This window comes from Rhodococcus baikonurensis (assembly GCF_040489275.1).
GTDB classification, from domain to species: Bacteria; Actinomycetota; Actinomycetes; order Mycobacteriales; family Mycobacteriaceae; genus Rhodococcus_F; species Rhodococcus_F baikonurensis.
The window spans coordinates 1-21,118 of sequence record NZ_JBEUOQ010000013.1; the positions used below are offsets into that span (position 1 = coordinate 1).

Here is a 21,118-nt window from a genome sequence, read left to right on the forward strand (position 1 = left end):
CGATGGGAATCGCGGAGAAGATCGCGATGTCGTTCACGGTGGGCGTAGTCGCCGGCGTCCCGCCCGCGGTTAATAAAGGCGCACAGCAGGTCTAGCCGGCCACCGCTTCGAGCTGCGGCGTGATCGATTCGAGAGAGTACTTCACCGACAGCGACGACGGAGTGTTCAGCCCGGCAACAGTCGGATAGTCCACGATGGCCAGACCGCCGCTCTTGACTGCGGGGAGGTCAGCGAACCCCGGCAACTTCATCATGTCGTCCAGCGTTCCGCCGTTCGGCAGCAGCACCACTACATCGGCACTCAGAGCGTCGACTCGTTCCGGGCTGAGCATCAGTCGTCCACCGGTGACGCCGGCCTCTTCGACCAGCTTGGGCGGCAACGACATTCCCAGGCGCGTGAACAGTCCCGATGCACCGTCCTTGGGATCGGCGACGATCACCAACTGCGACGTCGGGAAGACGTACTGCGACAAAAGAGCGGTCTTACCCTTCAGCCCGGGAAGTCGCTGCGCGAGCGCGTCGATCTGCCCGTTTGTCGCCTCGACGATCTCGTCGGCTCGCGACTCCTTGTCGAGAACTCGACCGAGAATCTCCACCTGGTCCTGCCACGGATCGACCTGAACCTCGGACAGACCCGCAATTGTCGGAGCGATCTTGCTCAACTGATCAAAATCGTCCTGATCGGCGACGGAGAACCCGCCGAGAATCAGATCGGGATCCAAGGCTGCAATTTCTTCCGCTTTGAGCGGGACACCGACCTGCTGGATCGCAGAGCGATCGAGTTCCTTCGCCGACGCGTCCACGCCGCTTTCCCACGGGAACAGGCCACGCTCGTCGCCCATCGTTCCGGCGGACAGATACCCCACCGGCTGGATTCCCAGCTCGAGCAGAACGTCGAGCCACTGGGTGTCGGCCGCGACAATGCGCGTCGGCGTCCCGGTGATCGTGGTGGCGCCGAACTTGTGATCGATCGTGGTGACCCGACCGTCCGCGATCTCGTCGGCGTCCGAAGACGAACAACCGCTGATACCCACGACCAGTGCTCCCAAGAGCGCCACTGCCGAGAACTTCATCGCACGCACGAAAATACTCCTCCACTAGTTAGTAGAGGCTTACCTTCTCATATGGGACCCGGCCGTGTCCGACCTTGCTTTCAGGCAAAACGAGCGAGCAGACGCTCCGCATCGGCGCCGATGCGTCGAACCACGTCTCCGGCAGGATGGGCTCCGTGCACGAGTCCGACTGCTTCTCCGGCATAGACGACTCCACTGTGCGGGTCCGACGGGTCGTACGCCTGTGCCAGCGTTTCGTCGTCGGCGTCGACTCCGTCCCAGGCTGCGGTGAACTCGTTGGCCACCGCACGACCACCCCACCGCGAGGGCCACGGCTGACTGCGAGCACGGTCGAAAACGGAGGTGTAGACGGTGTCCGCACTTCCGGCTTCGACGACGCGGTCGCGGGCATATCCCGGGCCGACCGTCTCCGGACTGGCGAGCAGCGCCGTTCCGATCATCACGCCGTCGCCGCCGGCAGCCAGAACCGCAGCCAAACCGCGGCCGGTCCCGATTCCACCGGCCGCCAGAACCGGAAGTGACGTCGCTTCGAGGATCTCCTGCAGCAGCGGCAAGGTTCCGATCCGGCCGGTGTGGCCGCCTGCCTCACCGCCCTGCACGATCACCGCGTCGACACCTGCGGCCTCGACGATGCGAAGGTCCTCGAGCGTATTGATCTGGGACACAACAGGAATGCCCGCCTCGTGAATACGTCCGACATACGCGGCGGGATCACCGAACGACAAAGTGATCATGGTCGGCTCGACGGCAATTGCCGCATCGAGCATCAACTCGTTCTCGGGCAGCGACCACGTCATCAGGCCGACGCCGAATCTTCCGGCGGCGGTCCGAGCGACTTCGGCTTCCGCTTCGATCCACTCCGGCGTGTTGTACCGGGCCGCGCCCAGCAGACCCAAACCGCCGGCCGCCGACACGGCTCCGGCGAGCGCGCCACCCGCGCGGCCACCCATGGGTGCCCCGAGAACGGGGATATCGATTCCGAACTCTCGGGACAACCAGGTGGTGACCATGCGCTCCTACTTCTTGGGCTTCTCGCCGACCGATTCCGACGTCAGGGCTGCGACGAATGCCTCCTGAGGCACCTCGACGCGTCCGATGGTCTTCATGCGCTTCTTGCCTTCCTTCTGCTTCTCGAGCAGCTTGCGCTTACGGCTGATGTCGCCGCCGTAGCACTTGGCAAGAACGTCCTTGCGAATCGCGCGAATGTTCTCGCGCGAGATGATCTTGGCGCCGATCGCCGCCTGGATGGGAACCTCGAACTGCTGGCGCGGGATCAGCTCACGCAGCTTCGACGTCATGCGTCCGCCGTAAGCACCGGCGTTGGAGCGATGCACGATCGACGAGAACGCGTCGACGGCCTCGCCCTGCAGAAGGATGTCGACCTTCACGAGGTCAGCCTGCTGCTCACCGGCCTCCTCGTAATCGAGGCTGGCGTATCCCTTGGTGCGGGACTTGAGGGCGTCGAAGAAGTCGAACATGATCTCGCCCATGGGCAGTTCGTAGCGCAGCTCGACGCGAGTCTCGGAGAGGTAGTCCATACCGCCGAGCTCACCGCGACGGGACTGGCACAGCTCCATGATGGCGCCGACGTACTCGCTCGGCGCGATGACGGTGCACTTGGCGACGGGCTCGTAGACCTCGCGAACCTTGCCTTCCGGCCAGTACGACGGATTGGTGACGATGACCTCGGCCCCGTCCTCCATCACGACGCGGTAGACGACGTTGGGCGCAGTGGAAATCAGTTCGAGGCCGAACTCGCGCTCGAGGCGGTCGCGGGTGATCTCCATGTGCAGCAAGCCGAGGAAGCCGCAGCGGAAGCCGAAGCCGAGGGCAACCGACGTCTCGGGCTCGTACGCCAGGGCCGCGTCGTTGAGACGGAGCTTGTCGAGAGCGTCACGCAGAACCGGGTAGTCCGAGCCGTCCATCGGGTAGAGGCCGGAGTAGACCATCGGCTTGGGGTCGCGGTAGCCGACCAGCGGTTCGGTCGCGCCGTTGCGGGTTGTGGTGACGGTGTCACCGACGCGCGACTGGCGGACGTCCTTCACACCCGTGATGAGGTAGCCCACCTCGCCGACGCCCAGACCGATACTGGCCTTCGGCTCGGGCGAGATGATGCCGACCTCGAGCAGTTCGTGTGTGGTGCCCGTGGACATCATCGTGATCTTCTCGCGGGGACGGATCCGACCGTCGACCACACGCACGTAGGTGACCACGCCGCGGTACGCGTCGTAGACGGAGTCGAAGATCATCGCGCGAGCGGGACCGTCAGCGTCGCCGACGGGCGCGGGCACCTGCTTGATCACCTCGTCGAGCAGTTCCTTGACGCCCATGCCGGTCTTGCCCGAGACGCGCAGGACATCGCCGGGCTCGCAGCCCGTGATGTGCGCGATCTCTTCGGCATAGCGGTCGGGATCCGCGGCCGGGAGGTCGATCTTGTTGAGGACGGGAATGATCTTGAGATCCTTCTCCATCGCCAGGTAGAGGTTGGCCAGCGTCTGAGCCTCGATGCCCTGAGCAGCGTCGACCAGCAGAATTGCGCCCTCACACGCTTCGAGCGCACGGGAGACCTCGTACGTGAAGTCGACGTGGCCGGGAGTGTCGATGAGGTGGAGGACGAACTCTTCGCCGTCGACGGTCCAGGGCAGACGAACGTTCTGGGCCTTGATGGTGATGCCGCGTTCACGCTCGATGTCCATTCGGTCCAGGTACTGCGCACGCATCGCCCGCTCTTCGACCACACCGGTGAGCTGAAGCATGCGATCTGCCAGCGTCGACTTACCGTGATCGATGTGCGCGATGATGCAGAAGTTCCGGATCTGCGCAGGATCCGTGAACGTCTTGTCGGCGAAGCTGCTGATGGGAGACCCCTTAGTCGGACCGGCACCGGCCCGGATCCGGGCCACTGTCAACCCTCAGGATATCCAAGTCTCGGCGCCGCCGTACCAGGGGTTCCCACGGGCGGGTGATTATGCTCGAACGCTATGGCAAGCATGTGGAAGCAGATCGGCAGAACCCTCGGCGCCCTCGCGGTGGAGAAGGGGCCTGCACTGCTGCGCCAGTTGCAGTCGTCCACGTCTCAGTCGTCTGCCTCGAAGCCGGGTCCGTCGGGCCGCCCGATCGCCGCGCGGACGTCTCCGACCGCGCATCGCGCCCGCAAGGTGGAGTACTCCCCCGACCTCGACGGCAAGGCCGATCCCGGCGAGATCGTCTGGACCTGGGTTGCCTACGAAGAGGATCCGACCCAGGGCAAAGACCGTCCGGTGCTGGTCGTCGGCCGCGACGGCGACACGCTGCTCGGTTTGATGTTGTCTTCACAGAGCAAGCGCGAGGGTGAACGTGACTGGCTCGCAATCGGTTCGGGCCCGTGGGACGGCGAAGGCCGGCCAAGCTGGGTTCGGCTCGACCGAGTGCTCGATGTTCCCGAGAGCGGGATACGCCGGGAGGGCGCCGTCATGGATCACAAGAAGTTCGACGCGGTCGCGGCAAAACTTCGGGCCGACTTCAGCTGGAGCTGAAGCCGACCCGAAGGATGGAAGCAGTCTCGATCAGCTGTCCATACGGTTGAACCGTCCGAAGAGTGCTCGATAGATGAGTGCACCGAGTGCGCCGCCGATCAGCGGGAACACGATGAACAACCACACCTGACCCAGTGCGCCGTCCTGGAACGGCGCGACAGCGAGGCTTCGAGCGGGGTTGACGGAGGTGTTGTCGATCGGGATCGAGATCAGGTGGATCACGGCCAGGGTGAAGCCGATGGACACTCCGGCAAGCGGTACGTCCGAGATCTGATCGGTCGACGCGAGAACTACGAAGACGAGCAGAGCGGTCAGGAGAATCTCGATGATCATGGCGGCACCGATGCCGTAACCGTCGGAAACCACCTGTCCGAGAAGATTCTTCTCGGCCGAAGGACTGTGCGCGCCCCAACCGTTTGCGCCGAGTCCGTCTGCGGCTCGGTTGTACGCCGGGAGACTGTTCGCAACCGTGTAGATCACGACGCCGGCGACCAAGCCGCCGATCACTTGCGCGACAACGTAAATCGCCGCATTGACGGCCGAGATGCGCCCGATCACGAACTGGCCGAGAGTCACGGCTGGGTTGACGTGGCAACCGGAAATCGGTCCGATCGCATATACGAGGAACAGCAGGGTCAAGCCGAATGCGAAGGCAACTCCGAGATTGCCGACTTTCGCTCCTGCGAAGACGGCAGTTCCGACTGCGGAGAACACGAGCACAAATGTTCCCACCGCTTCGGCCGCATACTTCTTCACATCCGAGATCGGTTCGATCTCAGTCAATTCCTGTGCAGTTGGAGACATATTCCCACCTTCTTCTCATCGAACGGTAGTAATGCTCACGCGCCTAGATTTGCCGGACTTTACGCAAGCCTGGTGATCTCCACAACAACTTCGAGATCTGTGGAGCGACCGCCGGAAAAGATTCCCTTCAAAGGCGGCACATCCGAATAGTCCCTTCCTATTCCCACCGAGACGTGCTGTTCATTCACAGCTATCGCATTGGTCGGGTCGTATCCCCACCACGCGCCGGTCCACGCCTCGATCCACGCGTGCGATTCCCCGACCACCGTGTCCCCGACTGCCGCATCACGTTTGGGGTGGAGATAGCCGGAAACATAACGACACGGTATGCCCATCGTTCGAAGCAGTACCAAGGTCAGATGCGCATAATCCTGGCAGACACCTTTCCTGGCCGACCAGGCCTCGACCGCCGACGTGTGCACTCCGGTCGTACCCGGAACATATGACATTTCGCCGTAAACCCATTGCGACGCAGCGACTACTGCATCTTCAGGTGATTTATCTTTGCGCAATTCTTTGGCAATTGTCGCCAGCTTCCGATCACGCGGAACATATCTCGTGAAACTCAGTTGCTCGTTGAATCGATCTTTAATCGCTTCACCCGACAATTCATCCCAGTCGACGGTTTCCTCGGGTTGAACGAACGGTTCCGTCTCCACTACCGACAGTCCGGTCACTTCCAGCTCCGTGTGCGGTGCGTGCAAGTCGAATGCGGTCACCGCGGTACCCCAGTAATCGGTGTACCGGTAGGACCGCGTTGCCGGTTGCGTTTCGACGCGCGTGAGAATCACCGTCTGCCTGGTGTCACCGCGAGGCGTCAAACGCGCTTCGTTGTACGACGACGTCACCGGGGCGTCGTACGCATATCCCGTGGTGTGCACGACCCTCATTCGCCAGCTCACAGCTCTCCCTCCACCGTCGAATCCGCATACGCGGCGCCGGCATCCGTCCATGCGACCCACGGCGCAGCGTGGAAGTACTGCAAAGCAATTGCCTCACCCAGTTCGCGGCAGGTTTCCTGCCAACCGAGCAATCGCCCCTGCAGATCCTCGAGCAACACGCCCTGCGGCAGAAACTCCAGCTCGCTGCGAGCGCGGCCGAGAAGCCGCGGCGCCTCCGCCCGGATTCCGACGCGACTGCCCGGCTGCGGGTCGAGTTCCTGCAGGCACTTCTCGGCCTGCCTGATCGAGTGGAACACCGAGCGCGGAAAGAGCCTGTCCAACAAGATGAACTCGACCACCCGATTGGCGTCGAGCGCTCCGCGATACGTACGCAGATATGTGTCGTGCGCACCCGCCGAGCGCAGCACACTGACCCACGCCGGCGAGGACGGGCGGTCACCGGCGCGCGCCAGGAGCATCCGCACGATCATGTCGACACGTTCGATCGACCTGCCAAGCAGAAGGAACCGATAACCGTCGTCGCGGCTGAGCGTGGAATCCGCCAGGCCCGCGAACATCGCTGCGCGTTCTTCCACGTAGCGGAAGAACTCGTGCGGCCCCAGCCTGCGTGACGCGCGTTCACGCTCGGCCAGTCCGTTGTACGTGGTGTTCAGGCACTCCCACATCTCACTCGACGTCACCTCACGCGCTCCGCGCGCGTTCTCCCGCGCACTTGCCAGCGAGTCCACGATCGAACCAACCTGATTGCGGCTGAACGCAACCAGATCGGTGAGCGAGCGTACGTCGAGCTTCTCCTCCGGCGCTTCGATGCCGAGGACACGCAGGAGCAGACGCGACGTGCGGTCCGGGTCGACGGTGGCGTCGTCGAGCAGTTGATGGACGGCGACGTCGAGGATTCGAGCGGTGTCGTCGGCGCGCTCGACGTAGCGGCCGATCCAGTAGAGGGACTCTGCGTTGCGAGCAAGCATCGGTCACCACGCTCCGTTCGCTGATAGTTCTTGGTAGCTGGGCACTTCTGAGGTGTTCACTGCTGTTGCTGCTGTTGTTGTTGAGATGTGCTCAGTTCGGGGCCCTGCACCGGTTCCGCGGATTCCGGGGGCTCGGACACCAGTTCCTCACCGGAGAGCTCAGGATCCTCGTCGGAGGTGCGGCTTGCGAGCACCCACGTGTCCTTGCTTCCGCCGCCCTGGCTCGAGTTGACCACCAGCGAACCTTCCGGAAGCGCCACCCGGGTCAGGCCGCCGGGCAACACCCACACGTCCTCACCGTCGTTGACCGCGAAGGGTCGCAAGTCCACGTGTCGCGGCGAGAGAACGTCGTCGATCTTGGTCGGCACCGTGGACAACTGCACGAGCGGCTGCGCGATCCACCCGCGCGGGTCTGCCTTGATCTTGCGGGTGATCGCAGCCAGTTCCTTGGGGCTCGCGTCGGGCCCGAAGACGATTCCGTAGCCGCCGGACCCTTCCACCGGCTTGATGACGAGTTCGGAGACGCGGTCGAGGACCTGCTCGCACTCCTCGTCCAACCAACAGCGGAACGTGTCGACGTTCTGCAAGAGCGGCTTCTCGCCGAGGTAGTAGTCGATGATCTGCGGAACGTAGGTATAGACGAGTTTGTCGTCACCGACTCCGTTGCCGACGGCACTCGAGATCACCACGTTGCCCGCTCGGGCCGCATTCAGCAGGCCGGCGACGCCGAGAATCGAATCCGGACGGAAGTGCATCGGGTCGAGATACTCGTCGTCGATGCGGCGATAGATGACGTCTACCTGGCGCTCGCCCTCCGTCGTGCGCATGTAGACCATGTTGTCGCGGCAGAACAGGTCGCGACCTTCGACGAGTTCCACGCCCATCTGACGAGCGAGCAACGAGTGCTCGAAGTAGGCGGAGTTGGCGATACCCGGTGTGAGAACAACCACTGTCGGGTCCGCTTCGTTGAGTGCAGCACCCGCACGCAGCGCCCTGAGCAAGTGTGTTGCGTAATCACCGACCGCCCTCACCTTGTGGGACATGAACAGATCCGGGAACACCCGAGTCATCGTGCGACGGTTCTCCATCACGTAGGAGACGCCGGACGGAGATCGCAGGTTGTCCTCGAGAACTCGGAACTCTCCGGCCTCGTCTCGGACCAGGTCGATACCCGCGACGTGGATACGCACACCGTTGGGCGGAACGATGCCCGCCGCTTCACGATGGAAGTGCTCACACGAGGTGACCAGGCGGCGAGGCAGGACGTGATCGCGCAGGATTCGCTGCTCGCCGTAGATGTCCGCAAGGAACAGCTCGAGTGCCTTCACACGCTGCTTGATGCCCTTTTCCAGGCGCGACCACTCCTGCGCGGCAATGACGCGTGGCACCAGATCCAACGGAAAGGGTCGTTCCTGCCCGGACAGCGAGAACGTCACGCCCTGATCGATGAATGCGCGTCCGAGCGCGTCTGCGCGCGCGGCGAGGTCGGCGCTGCTCGTCGGCGCCAGGGCTTTGTACACGCCCTTGTACGGAGCACGCACCGAGCCGTCGGGCTCGAACATCTCGTCGAAAGCCAACTCGTAGCGACCGATGTCTGAATATCCGTCGAACACTGCAGCAGGACGCGCTCGGGTGGTGGTCGAACCTGTTTTACTCGAACTTTTCGAAGGCGGCGGCGTCATAGGGCAACATGCTGCTACAAGTGGGGCTATTCGGCAGCGCGGCGAGAAATCGAGCGCTCGGTGTACTCTTCTCGACAGACGCAACGTGCGACGGTTTGGGTTCTTGGGCCCTCGGCTGGTAATCTTGCCAGTCGGTGCATCAGTGCGCCCACAGCTTTCTCGACCGTAACCAGCTAAAGACGACAAGGATTTTACGCGTGGCCAACATCAAGTCCCAGGTGAAGCGAATCCGTACCAACGAGGCGGCCCGACTCCGTAACCAGTCGGTGAAGTCCTCGCTGCGTACCGCGATCCGTTCATTCCGCGAGGCTGCGGCAGCCGGTGACAAGGACAAGGCCAACGAGCTCCTCGTCTCCACCAGCCGCAAGCTCGACAAGGCAGCCAGCAAGGGCGTCATTCACGCCAACCAGGCTGCCAACAAGAAGTCTGCACTCTCGCAGGCTGCCAACAAGCTCTGACGTTTCCACTGTGACGGTTCGCCGTCATATTGGTTCGTCTCGATAGCCGCCAGGTCGAAAGACCAGGCGGCTATTTTGCGTATCCGATCGGACCGACGCCGAACGCCCCGGCCACCGGGACATCGAGCCCTCAGTTCTTCCGCAACGCGCACACTTTCCGCACTGCCATCTCCAGGGCGAAGGACGAGTCGACTGCGGCACCCTTGACGTCGGCGTTGAGAGCGGCGACGATCTGCATCGCAGCGCCGATCGACGTGGGATCCCAACCGCCGACTTCCTTGATAGCCTTCTTGACCTTCCACGGCGGCATACCGAGATCCGACGCCAACCGGAACGGGTCACCGCCCCGTGCAAACGGGCCAACCTTCGCGATGGTGTGAACTGCATCAGCGAGGGCATCCGCGAGGAGAACGTGCGCCGTTCCGATCTGATCAGCCCACCGCAGGGCCTCGAGCGCACCCCGGGTATCGCCGACGATGACCTTGTCGGCCACATCGAATCCGGAAACCTCGGCCTTGCCCGAGTAGTACTTGTGGACCGCATCGACGTCGATCTTGCCGCCGGTATCTGCCGCCAATTGTGAGCAGGCCGACGCAAGTTCGCGGAGGTTGGAGCCGACGCTTTCGATCATCGCGGCGATCGCATCGGGCGCAACCCTGACGTCTGCGGTCCGAAACTCACCGCGGACGAAGTCGACAAGCTGACTCTTGTTCAGTTTTCCGCAAGCATGAACCGTCGCGCCGAGCTTCTCCAGCGCCGGCGCCAACGCCTTCGCACGGCCACCACCCGAGTGCACGACGATCAGAACGACGCCTTCCGCAGGCTCGCGTGCCGCTTCGAGGACAAGAGCTACGGCATCTTTGCCTGCCTCCGCCGCCGATTCCAGGACGATCACACGGTCTTCGGCAAAAAGAGAAGGGCTGAGCAGCTCAGCCAACTCCGGCGCATTGGTGTCCCCGGCACGCATCTTGGTGACCGGGAGATCGGAAATGCCCTGGCCGCGGTCACCGCGGACAGCTCTGATGAGCTGCGATACCGTGCGGTCGATCAGGAACTCGTCGTCCCCGAGAACAAGATGCAGCGGATCGACTCCAGACGGATTACTCACCCGAAGATGGTCCCACGAGGAACCGACACGATCGACACAGACCCGCCGCCCCCGCCGTACACGGCGACGGTGCCGTCGACGTCGGTCCGAACCACCGCCCCGCCCAACGAATCCAGTTCGTCGAGAACCACGGTGTTCGGGTGCCCGAAACCGTTGCCGGCGCCGACGCTGATCATCGTCAACCTCGGACGCACCGCTTCCAGAAATGCCGACGACGTGGTCCGGGAACCGTGATGGGGCAGCTTCAACACATCTGCCTTCACGTCCGTTCCCGATCGGAGAATGGCCTCCTCCCCCGCAACTTCGGCGTCTCCCGTCAACAGAATTCGACCCGCGTCCGTGTGTGCCATCACCACCAGCGACTGATCGTTGGCGGCGTCCGCGCCGTCCCTCGCATCGCGGGGAGCCGGAACCAACGGACCGAGAACCTCCACGTTCACCGATCCCAACGTCAACTCGGTACCTGCACGCAACGAGACAACCGGAACGGCCTGCGATTCGGCGGCATCCTTCACCGCCCGAAAACCTGACTCCGGCAACAACATCGACCCGACTCCGACCGCAGCGACCGAACGCCCAGCCAGGACCGCTTCCAATCCTCCGATGTGATCGGCATGAAAATGACTGATCATCAGCAAAGCGATGTCGTTGACGTCCACCATGTTCAGGCAACGATCCATCGACGTGGGATCAGGACCGACATCGATCACGATCACCCTGCCGTCTCCGGTCGAGAGCACAAGACCGTCCCCTTGGCCTACGTCGCACATCACCAGTACCCACCCCGGCGCAATGCGGCTGCCGCCGAACACGTGTTGAAAGATCAGGGCTAGAACGACTCCCAACACGAGGACGCCGACCACCCACCTCGAAATCCGATTCCACAGCGTCAGGGCCGCGGCCAGTAAGACGCCCACGACGACCAGAGCGCCGATGAGCCCCGACGGCACCACCACCGACGCTCCGGGAAGAGCCGCCGCCCGCTCGGACACGTACAGCAGCCACCCCATCGGCGGCCGGACCAGTGGCGCGACGAACACCGCGATCGGTGGACAGATCAGCGCACACAGGGCAATCACCGCACCGAATACCGTGATGATTCCGATCACGGGCGCCACCGCCATGTTCGCTGCAATCGTGACCACGCTGAAGGTTCCCGCCATGGCGCCCACCAATGGAGCAGTCACGACGAACGCAGCACTCGAGACAGCTGTCATCTCCGAAAACCAACGGGGCCAACCCCGTCGGCGAAGCACGTCCACCCACACCGGAGCAATGATCACCAGCGCGCCCGTGGCAGTAGCCGACAACGCAAACCCCCAGTCGACGGCAAGCTCGGGCATGACGACAACCAGAACGATGACGGCTGCGGCAAGAGCAGGCAGCGCCTGTTTCCGTCGACCGGTGACCAGACTGAGCAGGCCGATCAGGCCCATCACCGAGGCACGCAGCACACTCGGCGACGGCCTCGCGACGACAACAAACGCAACGAGGGCCACCAGCGCCAAAGCGGCGCCGACCCGCGGGCTCAGTGCCGCCGCTCTGACCAACAGCAGAACGGCCCCCAGCAGAATGCTGATGTTGGCGCCGGAGACCGCAGTGAGGTGGGAAAGCCCGGCAACAGTGAAGTTGTCCTTCACCACCGGCGACAGCGACGACGTGTCTCCGACGACCAGGCCAGGCAGCAGACCCGCCTGATCCGGCGGGAGCGCAGCCGAGCACGCAGCGGCGAAACGAGTACGCACCACACTCGCCCATCGCTGGTACCAGGGCGCTTCTCCCACCGCGACGGGAGGCCCTTCGGACGTGATGACGGCGAGTGTGGAATCGCTGCGCCATGGCTTACTCGCCCGGCCGCGAACCGTGAGGCTCTGCCCTGGAACAACGTCGAGCCACGACGAACTGGGCGCCCGGATCGTGACCAATCCGCCTCCGGAGTACCTGTGATTCCGGGCAGTCACCGAATTGACGGTTGCCCTGAAGAAGACCTGACCTTGACCCACTGCGCCAGAGACCACGTGCGGATCCTCAGTTGGTTCCACGTCGACACTCACCCAGGCTCCTTCGAGGGCAGCTCGGGCCAGTGGGTGACTCTCCCCCTCGAACGCCCGCCATCCGCTGACGACACTGCACCCGGCACCGAACAGTAATGCCACCAACATGATTCGCACCCACCCCGTAGATGTCCGGCGCACGACCACGACAGCCAGGATTGCCGCTGGAACCGCGCACGCCACCGCAAGTACCCACGCGGCGACCGCGCCGAACAGGATCCCCACCGCGCTACTCCCCCACGCGGCAACGGCCGACAGAAGCAGTCGAGCGTCGAGAACGGGCCGGACCTCCGATTCGTTCACACCGACACCAGCACTCGCAGCTTCGCCAACCTTGCCGGGCCGATACCGTCGACTTCCCCCAATTGTTCTACGTCCGTGAATTTCCCGTTGGACGTACGCCAGGAAATGATCGCCGCCGCTGTTACCGGCCCTACCCCGGGAAGCCCGTCCAGTTCGGCTTCGGTGGCGGTGTTGAGGTTCACCAGCCCAGCCCCGCCGGAATCCCCCGCAGCGGCGGGGCTGGTCCCTCCCGCAGTGGTACTCGAACTCGCTGAAACACCACCGGACTGATCGGCCGCACCCACCACGATCTGATCACCATCGGCAAGCTTCTGAGCCAGGTTCAGGCCTACTGTCTCCGCTCCGTCGAGCACTCCACCTGCCGCAGCGAGCGCGTCGGCGATGCGCGAGCCCGAATGCAGGTTGACAAGCCCAGGCGTGCGCACGAGTCCGACGACACTGACCACCAAAGCCTCGGGCGGCTGCTCCGCTACGACGGCGGTCGGTACGGGACCCGCTGATTCACCATCGCCGGCAGTGACACTCTGCTCCGTGACATTCTGGGCCGTCACATTCTGGGGCGAGGGCAACGGTGGGACCGCCTGCAAACTCGGAGAGTCCCACCACACGGTGAACAAGCCGATAGCCGTGGCCAGTGCTGCGACGATCGCCAACACCCAAGTCGCCGATCGGCTCGGGCGCCAACGCGTTCCGCGCCAGCGCTCGGGCAGGCGATCGAACCTGGACGAGTCAGGCGGAACTTCGTATTCGTCCTCGTCGAAGTCCTGGAGCCACTCGGGGGACCTCCCGAAAGACACTGAATCCTCGAAGTCGTCGACGGCCTGTCGCTGCCTGTAGTTTTCGTCCATCGCCGCGAGGCGATCACGCGCCCGCTCGCGCTCCTCGCTGATCCTCATGACTGGACGCTAACGAGGGACCATGCCACCGAAGACGATGAATTTCGACCTGTGGAGAACTCGGGGATTGTGGAGAACCGATCAGGTGTTCGCGTCGATCTCCGGCAACGGGCACACCACAACACCGATCGCGCCGACACCGACGTGCGCTCCGATAACCGCACTGAAGTCGGTAACCACGGATTCCGCTACATCGGGAATGCGCTCGGCCAACTGTTCCGCTATCCCGTCGGCACGCTCTCGCGCTCGCATGTGATGCACGGCTATCGCCACGCGGCCGAGACCGGCGCGCTCGACTGCCGAATCAACCAAGCGCGCAAGCGCTTTGGTGGTGGTACGTGTTTTCTCGCCGAGCACCAGTTTGCCGTCCACCAGATGCAGGATCGGCTTCATCGCCAATGCAGTACCCAGCAACGCAGCGGCGGTTCCGATTCGTCCGCCCCTACGCAATTGATCAAGTTTGTCGACGACGATGTAGCAGCGCCCACGGCTGGCGACGTCGACCGCCCGGCCGTATGCCTCTTCGAGTGACGCACCCTTCTCGGCGAGGCGCGCAGCTTCGAGAGCGGGATAGCCCAAACCCATACCTGCGGACTGTGAATCGACGATCCGGACGGCGCCACCGAATTCCTGGGCCGCGACTCGTCCGGCTTCCCACGTTCCCGAGAGTTGACGTGAAATGTGAACAGCGAGGACGCCGTCGCCGTCGCTCATGTCCAGGGCGCGTGCATATGCCTCGGACAACTCGGCGGGTGACGCTCCGGCCGTTGTCACTCCCGACAGGTCGTTCGGCATTGCATCGACACCCTCACGCAAGTCGCAGCCGTCACGGAGCACGTGGAGCGGAACCACCTGAATGCCACATGCGTCGGCCGACTCCTGCGGGATGCAGGCGGAGGAATCCGTGACGACGACGACCGGCATTCTGCTACCCGACTTCGCTCGGCGGTGATACCAGTTCCGGCGAAACCAGTTCCGGCGAAACCGTTTTCTGCGACTCGACCCCGCGAATCGCAGCGATCATCGCGCGGGCTACACCGACGTGACCGTCCCACCCCCAGTGAATTCCGTCGGGATTACCGTTCTCGGAAAAGACGTTGTCACGCACTGCATCCGCGAGATCGACTACGGGAACGTCTTTCTCCGTAGCCCACTCGGTGATCGCGGACACCGCGGCCGGTCGTCCGGCATGCACGCTGGCGTAGGCATCACTGCGGTGCACCGACGGCAGGGTCGCGATCATCGGCAGTTCGGGTCGCATGTACTCCAACGCATTTCGCGAGCTTTCCAGATACTCGACGCTCAGCTTGGGCGGAAGCGCGACCGGGCGGCCCAGTGGTGCAAGCCGTGGCTGCAGCCACTGATAACCCTCGCGCACCACGCGTCGAAGCGCCGGAGGACGAACGTAGCGAATGGTCTCGCGGAGCGCGGTAGGCAGCGGAGACGGTAGCGAGTCCATACCGCCGACCGCGAACACGACGGCGCCTGCCCGCGGCACCGCCGCCCACACACGAGGATCCTGAGTCAGTGCCCACCACGCGTCGCGGCACGTCCAGCCGATACGGGCGACCAGCTCGACGTCCCAGCCGAGTTCGTCGGCCACGATGTTGGGCCAGATCCGTGGATGATCTGCCGCGAGGCCGCCTTTGGGGCCGAAATACGACAGCGAATCCGCGAGTACGAGGAGGACGGGGCGCTGCCCGTCGGCAATTTCAGAGGACGTCATTTGCGACACTCGCAGAAGCATTCCATACGTCGAGTCGCCACTCGATCGACTTGACGTCACCATGTCCGCTGAGTTGCACCCAACTGGTGTTTCCCAATCCGCCGAGGACGGCCCAGCGATCTATGGGCAGGTCGAGCAATGCCGCCGTCAGAGCCGCAATCAAGCCTCCGTGCGCCACCAGAACCACGGGCCGCTCGGCCCAGTCCGGGTGCGTCTCGAGCAATTCGTGAACGACAGGAAGACTGCGATGTGCAACGTCGATTCGGCTTTCGCCACCGGGCGGCGCCAACGTGGCATCCGCCCGCCAGGCAGATCGCACACCGGGAGTGCGCTCGTCGACGTCGTGATGAGTCAGGCCTTGCCATTCGCCCAGGTGTGTCTCACGCAGACGCGTGTCGGTGAGTACCGGAAGTCCGGCGGCGTCACCGACAGCGACGGCTGTGAAATACGCGCGACGCAGATCCGAGGACACGATCGTCAACGGTCTGCGATCGGCGATCACCGGACCTGCACTCTTGGCCTGCGTGCGTCCCAACTCCGACAGATCGGTGTCGAGTTGCCCCTGCATCCGAGAGTCGGCGTTGTATTCGGTCTGTCCGTGACGCAGCAGGATGAGCCGGCGGACAGGGTTCGACGCCGCACTGGGCGCCGACGAAGTCACAGCGAGGGATCCTGCGCGTCCGGCTCGGAAACCGTGTCGGTCTCGAACACCGTGTTGGCATCGGCGGGGCCGGGATGGTTCTGTCCGAGGCCTTCGACCTCGACCGTCGGGCAGTCCTTCCACAGTCGATCGAGAGCGTAGAAGTTGCGCTCCTCGTCGTGCTGGACGTGGACGACGATGTCGGCGTAGTCGAGCAGTGCCCAGCGTCCCTCGCGGGTGCCTTCGCGGCGGACAGGCTTGTGTCCCGCTTCGCGGAGTCGGTCTTCGATGTTCTCGACAATCGAGTTGACCTGACGCTCGTTGGTCGCAGATGCGATCACGAAGCAGTCCGTGATGACCAACTGTTCGGACACATCGAGCACCACCACTTCGGTGGCCAGCTTCTCGTCGGCTGCCAAGGCCGCGATGCGTGCCATGTCGATGGCTTCGGTGTTTGCGCTCACTCGATGTTCTCCAGTTTCGTCTTCAGAAAGTACTTGTTGTTCTCGGCTAGCTCGAGTCGGTTGCGCCCGGGACGGCTTCCGACTTCCCCGGTGCAGGCTCCGACATCGTTGTAGCTCCGTCGCGGCGCTCCGCGTCGACAGGTCGATACAGGTTCCGCTTCGAGATGTACTGCACCACTCCGTCCGGCACCAGGTACCAGACGGGGCGGTCTTCACTTGCCCGACGACGACATTCGGTCGACGAAATGGCAAGTGCCGGAATCTCTATCAACGTGACCGCGTCGGCGGGCATGGTGTCGAGGTGACCGGCCAGGTGTTCTGCATTGAGATCGAAACCCGGTCGCGATACCCCGACGAACTTCGCCAATGCGAACAACTCTTCCCAATCTTGCCAGGAAAGGATGCTGGCCAGCGCATCGGCACCGGTGATGAAGAAGAGTTCGGCGTCAGGATGGTAGGCCCGGAGGTCTCGCAGGGTGTCCACGGTGTACGTGACTTTTTCACGGTCGACGTCGACCCGAGAGACGGAAAACCGCGGGTTGGAGGCGGTGGCGATGACCGTCATGAGGTATCGGTCCTCGGCGGGACTGACGCCTCTCCCCTGCTTCTGCCAGGGCCGTCCGGTGGGGACGAAGATCACTTCGTCGAGTCCGAACCGGTCGGCGACCTCACTGGCCGCAACGAGGTGGCCATGGTGAATGGGGTCGAAGGTGCCACCCATCACTCCGAGGCGTCGAGCACGTTCCACCGATAGTCCCTTCTGCACGAGTGTCGAGCTTACGGGTCAGACCGGCAGCAGTCTGGACACGACGTCGGCGAGCTGCTGGGCCGAGCGGCACTCGTGCATGCTGATGACCTCGTTGTAGACCTTCGCCGCGGAGTCACCCGTTCCCCATTGCCCCTTCGGCTCGGGGTTGAGCCAGTGCGCGTGCTTGGCTACCGCAACCATCTGCGACAGCGACTGAAGGTTGGGATCGCGGTAGTTGTTGCGACCGTCGCCGAGTACCAGCAGCGACGTACGGCTGGTGATGGACTGCGCGAACTTCTCCTGGAACACCCCGAATGCGTGTCCGTAGTCGGAATGGCCGTCGTAGGTGATCAGTTCGGCCTCACGCACCATGCGTGACATCGCGGATCCGAGGTCGGCGTTCGAGTCGAAGAACCGCGTGACCTCGTCGGTCGTGTCGATGAACGCGAATACCCGCACTCGCGAGAACTGCTCACGCAACGCATTGACGAGCAGCAGGGTGAAGTGGCTGAACCCCGCTACCGAACCCGACACGTCACACATCACCACAAGTTCCGGTCGCGCTCGCTTCGGCTTGCGCTGCACCAGATCGATCGGCACTCCGCCCGTCGACATGGACTTGCGCAGCGTGCGACGCAGGTCGATCGAACCCGCGCGGGAGCGGCTACGACGCACGGCGAGTCGACTGGCCAGCAGACGAGCCAGGGGTGCGACGTTCTTCTTCAGCGTGGTGAGTTCTGCGTCGGAGGCCCGCAGGAAGTCGACTTCCTCGGCGAGTTTCGGAACGCCGTACGTGGCGACGCGTTCCTTACCCAGATTCTCGGCTGTGCGTCGACGCGTTTCCTTCTCGACCATCTTGCGGAAGTCCGCGATGCGCTGCGCTGCCGTGCGCTTGGCGACCTCGGACTGGTAGTCGGAGTTGTCCTTGCCCTCGGACCCGGAGCCCTCCTGGTTGCCGAGCAGGCCCTGCAGGATCTTGTTGAGCAACGTCTCCGGGGCGACGTCGCGCAGCGCCTGGTAGGCGGAGAACGACGGGCCGTTGCTCGACTGGTACTGCCCGAGTTCCTCGACCATCGCGGCGGTCAGGAGTTCGGTCATCTCCATCGCCTCGTCACTGCCGTCTGTCAGCAGTTCGGCAATGAGCTCACGCAAGGCCTGCAGGTCGATCGAGCCGTCTGGCTTGCGCGGCAGTGTGACGTCGACGTCGCCGACCGCACGGTCACCGATCGCCTTGGGGAACCACAGGTCGAAGACGGCGTCGAACGTCGCCCGGTGGGTCGGCCTGCGCAGGAGCGAGCATGCCAGCCCTTCACGAAGCGCTTCACGATCGAGCAGGTCGAGAACAGACATGACCTGACCGGCGTCGACTGTCTCGGACGGGCCGACCATGATTCCGCGTCGTCGCAAAGCCTCGACAAAATCGACGAGGTGACCGGGAATCCCGTGCGGCGCTGCCAGGCCGCCAGGTGAGAGCGGCGACGTCGATGCTGCGGGAGCCATGTCAGACCTCAGTTCAGCCGAAGTTCAGCGGCGGCACGCACCTGGTCCGACTGGTGCTTGAGGATCACGCCGAGCGTGGCGCGAACGGCATCGTCGTCGAGAGTGTCCATGCCCAGAGCAAGAAGGGTGCGTCCCCAGTCGATGGTTTCGGACACCGACGGAACCTTCTTGAGCTGCATTCCGCGAAGAACACGAATGGTGTTGACCAGCTGCTCGGCAATCGCTTCAGGAAGCTCCGGCACCCGGCTTGCGAGGATGCGACGCTCGAGGTCGGCGTCCGGGAAATCGAGATGCAGGAAGAGGCAACGACGCTTCAAGGCCTCCGAGAGTTCGCGAGTGGCATTCGACGTCAACACCGTGAACGGCTTGCGGGTGGCGGTGATCGTTCCGAGCTCGGGGATCGTGACCGCGAAGTCGCTGAGCACTTCGAGGAGCAGACCTTCGATCTCGACGTCGGCCTTGTCCGTCTCGTCGATCAACAACACCGTCGGGTCCTCGCGGCGAATGGCCTTGAGCAGTGGACGTGCGAGCAGGAACTCCTCCGAGAAGACATCCGCCCTCGTCGAGTCCCAGCTGTGGTCGACTGCGACATCACCCCTCGCTCCGCTCGCCCCTCCGGACTGAATCCGAAGAATCTGCTTCGCGTGATTCCACTCGTACAGCGCACGAGCCTCGTCGACGCCCTCGTAGCACTGCAGGCGCACCAACTCGGCGCCTGTCGTCTGGGCTACCGCGCGCGCCAACTCGGTCTTACCGACACCGGCCGGTCCCTCGATGAGCAGGGGCTTGCCCAGTCGGTCGGCAAGGAACACTGCCGTTGCAGTGCCCTTGTCGGACAGGTAACCCGTCTCGGCCAAACGCTCGATCACGTCGTCGACGCTCGAGAAGAACGGTGTTGTATCGGGAAGAGCTCGGTCCACGGTTAACTCCTAAAAAGGGTGGGGCAAGTCTGGTGAACTTTTCAGGCGGGTCGGGTGTGCCCGTCGCCCCAGACGATCCACTTGGTGGACGTCAGTTCCGGCAACCCCATAGGGCCACGCGCATGCAGTTTCTGGGTGGAGATGCCGATCTCGGCGCCGAATCCGAACTGCTCACCGTCGGTGAAGGCAGTCGACGCATTGACCATCACTGCCGCGGCGTCGACGCGAGCGGTGAACTCGCGGGCAGCCGAAAGATCGGACGTCACGATGGCTTCGGTGTGACCGGTTCCGTACTGGTCGATGTGCTCGACGGCAGCGTCCAAGTCCTTGACGACCTTGAGGGCGACGTCGAGTGTGAGGTACTCCTTCGACCAGTCGTCCTCGGTCGCGGGAACCAGTCCCGGCAGATCGCCGTGCACGACGACGTCGTGCATTTGAAGTGCTTGCAGCAACTTCGGCACGGCCGTCTCGGCAATAGCGGCGTCGACCAGCACCGTCTCCGCGGTGTTGCACACGCTGGGCCGACGAGTCTTGGAGTTGAGAAGAATCTTCTCGGCCATGAGCAGATCGGCGGCCGAGTGAACATAGACGTGACAGTTACCGACACCGGTCTCGATGGTGGGAACGGTGGCATCGCGAACGACGGCGCTGATCAAGCCGGCGCCGCCTCGTGGGATGACGACGTCGACGAGGCCACGGGCCTGAATCAAATGAGTGACCGTGGAGCGATCCGCACTTGGCAGAAGTTGAACGGAGTCCTCGGGCAGTCCCTGAGCGACCAGCGACGCACGCAGGGCCGCCACCAATGCTTCGTTGGACTTGACCGCCGAAGACGAACCACGAAGCAGCGCAGCATTTCCCGACTTGAGTGTCAGACCGAACGCGTCCACGGTCACGTTGGGACGAGCCTCGTACACCATGCCGACGACGCCGAGCGGAACACGCTGCTGGCGCAGCTCCAGACCGTTCGGCAGAGTGGAGCCGCGAAGAACTTCGCCGATCGGATCGGGTAGTCCGGCAACCTGGCGCAAACCTGACGCGATGCCCTCGATGCGGTCAGCGGTCAGCCGAAGACGGTCGAGCAGTGATTCCTCGGTACCGCCCGCCTTCGCGGTGTCGATATCGAGAGCATTGGCCGCGAGAATCCGATCACTCGCCGCGAGTACTGCGTCGGCTGAGGCGTGGAGCGCGGCATCCTTCTGCGCCGTGGTCAGCAGAGCCAGGACGCGCGACGCCTTGCGAGCTCGGCGTGCGGCGTCGTGCACGACGGTCTTGGTGTCGGACGCGTTCGAGTCGACGGTTTCTGCGTCGGAAGTCACAGCGGTCATGAATACACATTAACCACCCACCGTGGCGGC

Annotated in this window: 20 protein-coding genes; 2 read left to right on the top strand and 18 right to left on the bottom strand. The window is 63.6% G+C overall.

Features of this window, described 5'->3' with window-relative positions:
- Positions 1-91: 91 nt before the first annotated feature.
- The 3 genes from ABWI03_RS25295 to lepA form a co-directional block, all read right to left on the bottom strand.
- Entirely contained in the window at positions 92-1,072 is a 981-nt protein-coding gene (locus tag ABWI03_RS25295) for an ABC transporter substrate-binding protein (RefSeq protein WP_298781451.1), read from the bottom strand.
- Positions 1,073-1,152: 80 nt separating this feature from the next.
- Positions 1,153-2,082 carry an NAD(P)H-dependent flavin oxidoreductase gene (locus tag ABWI03_RS25300; RefSeq protein WP_298781162.1) on the bottom strand — a complete coding sequence of 310 codons (930 nt, stop codon included), beginning with the start codon at positions 2,080-2,082 and terminating at the stop codon, positions 1,153-1,155.
- 6 nt (positions 2,083-2,088) lie between these two features.
- Positions 2,089-3,981, bottom strand: coding sequence for a translation elongation factor 4 (gene lepA, locus ABWI03_RS25305; RefSeq protein ID WP_003944564.1), 1,893 nt, complete (start codon positions 3,979-3,981; stop codon positions 2,089-2,091).
- Between the two features lie 72 nt (positions 3,982-4,053).
- Here lepA and ABWI03_RS25310 point away from each other — a divergent pair, with 72 nt between their 5' ends.
- A complete protein-coding gene (locus ABWI03_RS25310; RefSeq protein WP_030536620.1) occupies positions 4,054-4,587 on the top strand; it encodes a type II toxin-antitoxin system PemK/MazF family toxin in 534 nt (177 codons plus the stop codon).
- Positions 4,588-4,617: 30 nt separating this feature from the next.
- Here the strand turns inward: ABWI03_RS25310 and ABWI03_RS25315 are convergent, their stop codons facing one another.
- From ABWI03_RS25315 to ABWI03_RS25330, 4 genes are read right to left on the bottom strand one after another with little or no spacing between them, the layout of a single operon-like run.
- Positions 4,618-5,391 (bottom strand): aquaporin, encoded by a 774-nt coding sequence (locus ABWI03_RS25315; protein WP_042952240.1) that lies wholly within the window; start codon positions 5,389-5,391, stop codon positions 4,618-4,620.
- Between the two features lie 59 nt (positions 5,392-5,450).
- Positions 5,451-6,281 (bottom strand): transglutaminase family protein, encoded by an 831-nt coding sequence (locus tag ABWI03_RS25320; protein WP_095969749.1) that lies wholly within the window; start codon positions 6,279-6,281, stop codon positions 5,451-5,453.
- A gap of 8 nt (positions 6,282-6,289) precedes the next feature.
- A complete protein-coding gene (locus tag ABWI03_RS25325) occupies positions 6,290-7,261 on the bottom strand; it encodes an alpha-E domain-containing protein (protein WP_095969748.1) in 972 nt (323 codons plus the stop codon).
- A 56-nt stretch (positions 7,262-7,317) separates the two neighbouring features.
- The gene (locus ABWI03_RS25330) at positions 7,318-8,943 is read right to left on the bottom strand and encodes a circularly permuted type 2 ATP-grasp protein (RefSeq protein WP_166811456.1); all 1,626 of its coding nucleotides are present in this window, start codon (positions 8,941-8,943) and stop codon (positions 7,318-7,320) included.
- Positions 8,944-9,140: 197 nt separating this feature from the next.
- On the opposite strand from ABWI03_RS25330, the gene rpsT reads away from it, so the two are divergent.
- Complete coding sequence (gene rpsT / locus ABWI03_RS25335; protein WP_003944567.1) at positions 9,141-9,401, top strand: 30S ribosomal protein S20; 261 nt, start codon at positions 9,141-9,143, stop codon at positions 9,399-9,401.
- 130 nt (positions 9,402-9,531) lie between these two features.
- On the opposite strand, the gene holA is transcribed toward rpsT, so the two are convergent.
- The 11 genes from holA to ABWI03_RS25390 form a co-directional block, all read right to left on the bottom strand.
- Positions 9,532-10,509, bottom strand: coding sequence for a DNA polymerase III subunit delta (holA, locus tag ABWI03_RS25340; protein ID WP_095969746.1), 978 nt, complete (start codon positions 10,507-10,509; stop codon positions 9,532-9,534).
- Entirely contained in the window at positions 10,506-12,866 is a 2,361-nt protein-coding gene (locus tag ABWI03_RS25345) for a ComEC/Rec2 family competence protein (RefSeq protein ID WP_298781171.1), read from the bottom strand. Before ABWI03_RS25345 ends, holA begins: the two co-directional genes overlap by 4 nt.
- Entirely contained in the window at positions 12,863-13,762 is a 900-nt protein-coding gene (locus tag ABWI03_RS25350) for a ComEA family DNA-binding protein (protein ID WP_298781174.1), read from the bottom strand. The genes ABWI03_RS25345 and ABWI03_RS25350 overlap by 4 nt, the downstream gene beginning before the upstream one ends.
- 81 nt (positions 13,763-13,843) lie before the next feature.
- The gene (locus ABWI03_RS25355) at positions 13,844-14,686 is read right to left on the bottom strand and encodes a DegV family protein (protein ID WP_298781182.1); all 843 of its coding nucleotides are present in this window, start codon (positions 14,684-14,686) and stop codon (positions 13,844-13,846) included.
- A gap of 4 nt (positions 14,687-14,690) precedes the next feature.
- Complete coding sequence (octT, locus tag ABWI03_RS25360; protein WP_298781185.1) at positions 14,691-15,488, bottom strand: diglucosylglycerate octanoyltransferase; 798 nt, start codon at positions 15,486-15,488, stop codon at positions 14,691-14,693.
- Complete coding sequence (locus tag ABWI03_RS25365; RefSeq protein ID WP_095969743.1) at positions 15,475-16,149, bottom strand: histidine phosphatase family protein; 675 nt, start codon at positions 16,147-16,149, stop codon at positions 15,475-15,477. Before ABWI03_RS25365 ends, octT begins: the two co-directional genes overlap by 14 nt.
- Positions 16,146-16,592, bottom strand: a complete 447-nt coding sequence (rsfS, locus tag ABWI03_RS25370) for a ribosome silencing factor (RefSeq protein WP_298781189.1) — start codon at positions 16,590-16,592, stop codon at positions 16,146-16,148. Before rsfS ends, ABWI03_RS25365 begins: the two co-directional genes overlap by 4 nt.
- A 46-nt stretch (positions 16,593-16,638) precedes the next feature.
- A complete protein-coding gene (gene nadD, locus ABWI03_RS25375; RefSeq protein WP_095969742.1) occupies positions 16,639-17,358 on the bottom strand; it encodes a nicotinate-nucleotide adenylyltransferase in 720 nt (239 codons plus the stop codon).
- 18 nt (positions 17,359-17,376) lie between these two features.
- Positions 17,377-18,840, bottom strand: a complete 1,464-nt coding sequence (locus tag ABWI03_RS25380; protein ID WP_007731020.1) for a vWA domain-containing protein — start codon at positions 18,838-18,840, stop codon at positions 17,377-17,379.
- Between the two features lie 8 nt (positions 18,841-18,848).
- Positions 18,849-19,760 (bottom strand): AAA family ATPase, encoded by a 912-nt coding sequence (locus ABWI03_RS25385; protein ID WP_298781194.1) that lies wholly within the window; start codon positions 19,758-19,760, stop codon positions 18,849-18,851.
- Positions 19,761-19,801: 41 nt separating this feature from the next.
- A complete protein-coding gene (locus ABWI03_RS25390; RefSeq protein WP_298781197.1) occupies positions 19,802-21,088 on the bottom strand; it encodes a glutamate-5-semialdehyde dehydrogenase in 1,287 nt (428 codons plus the stop codon).
- Positions 21,089-21,118 lie beyond the last annotated feature (30 nt).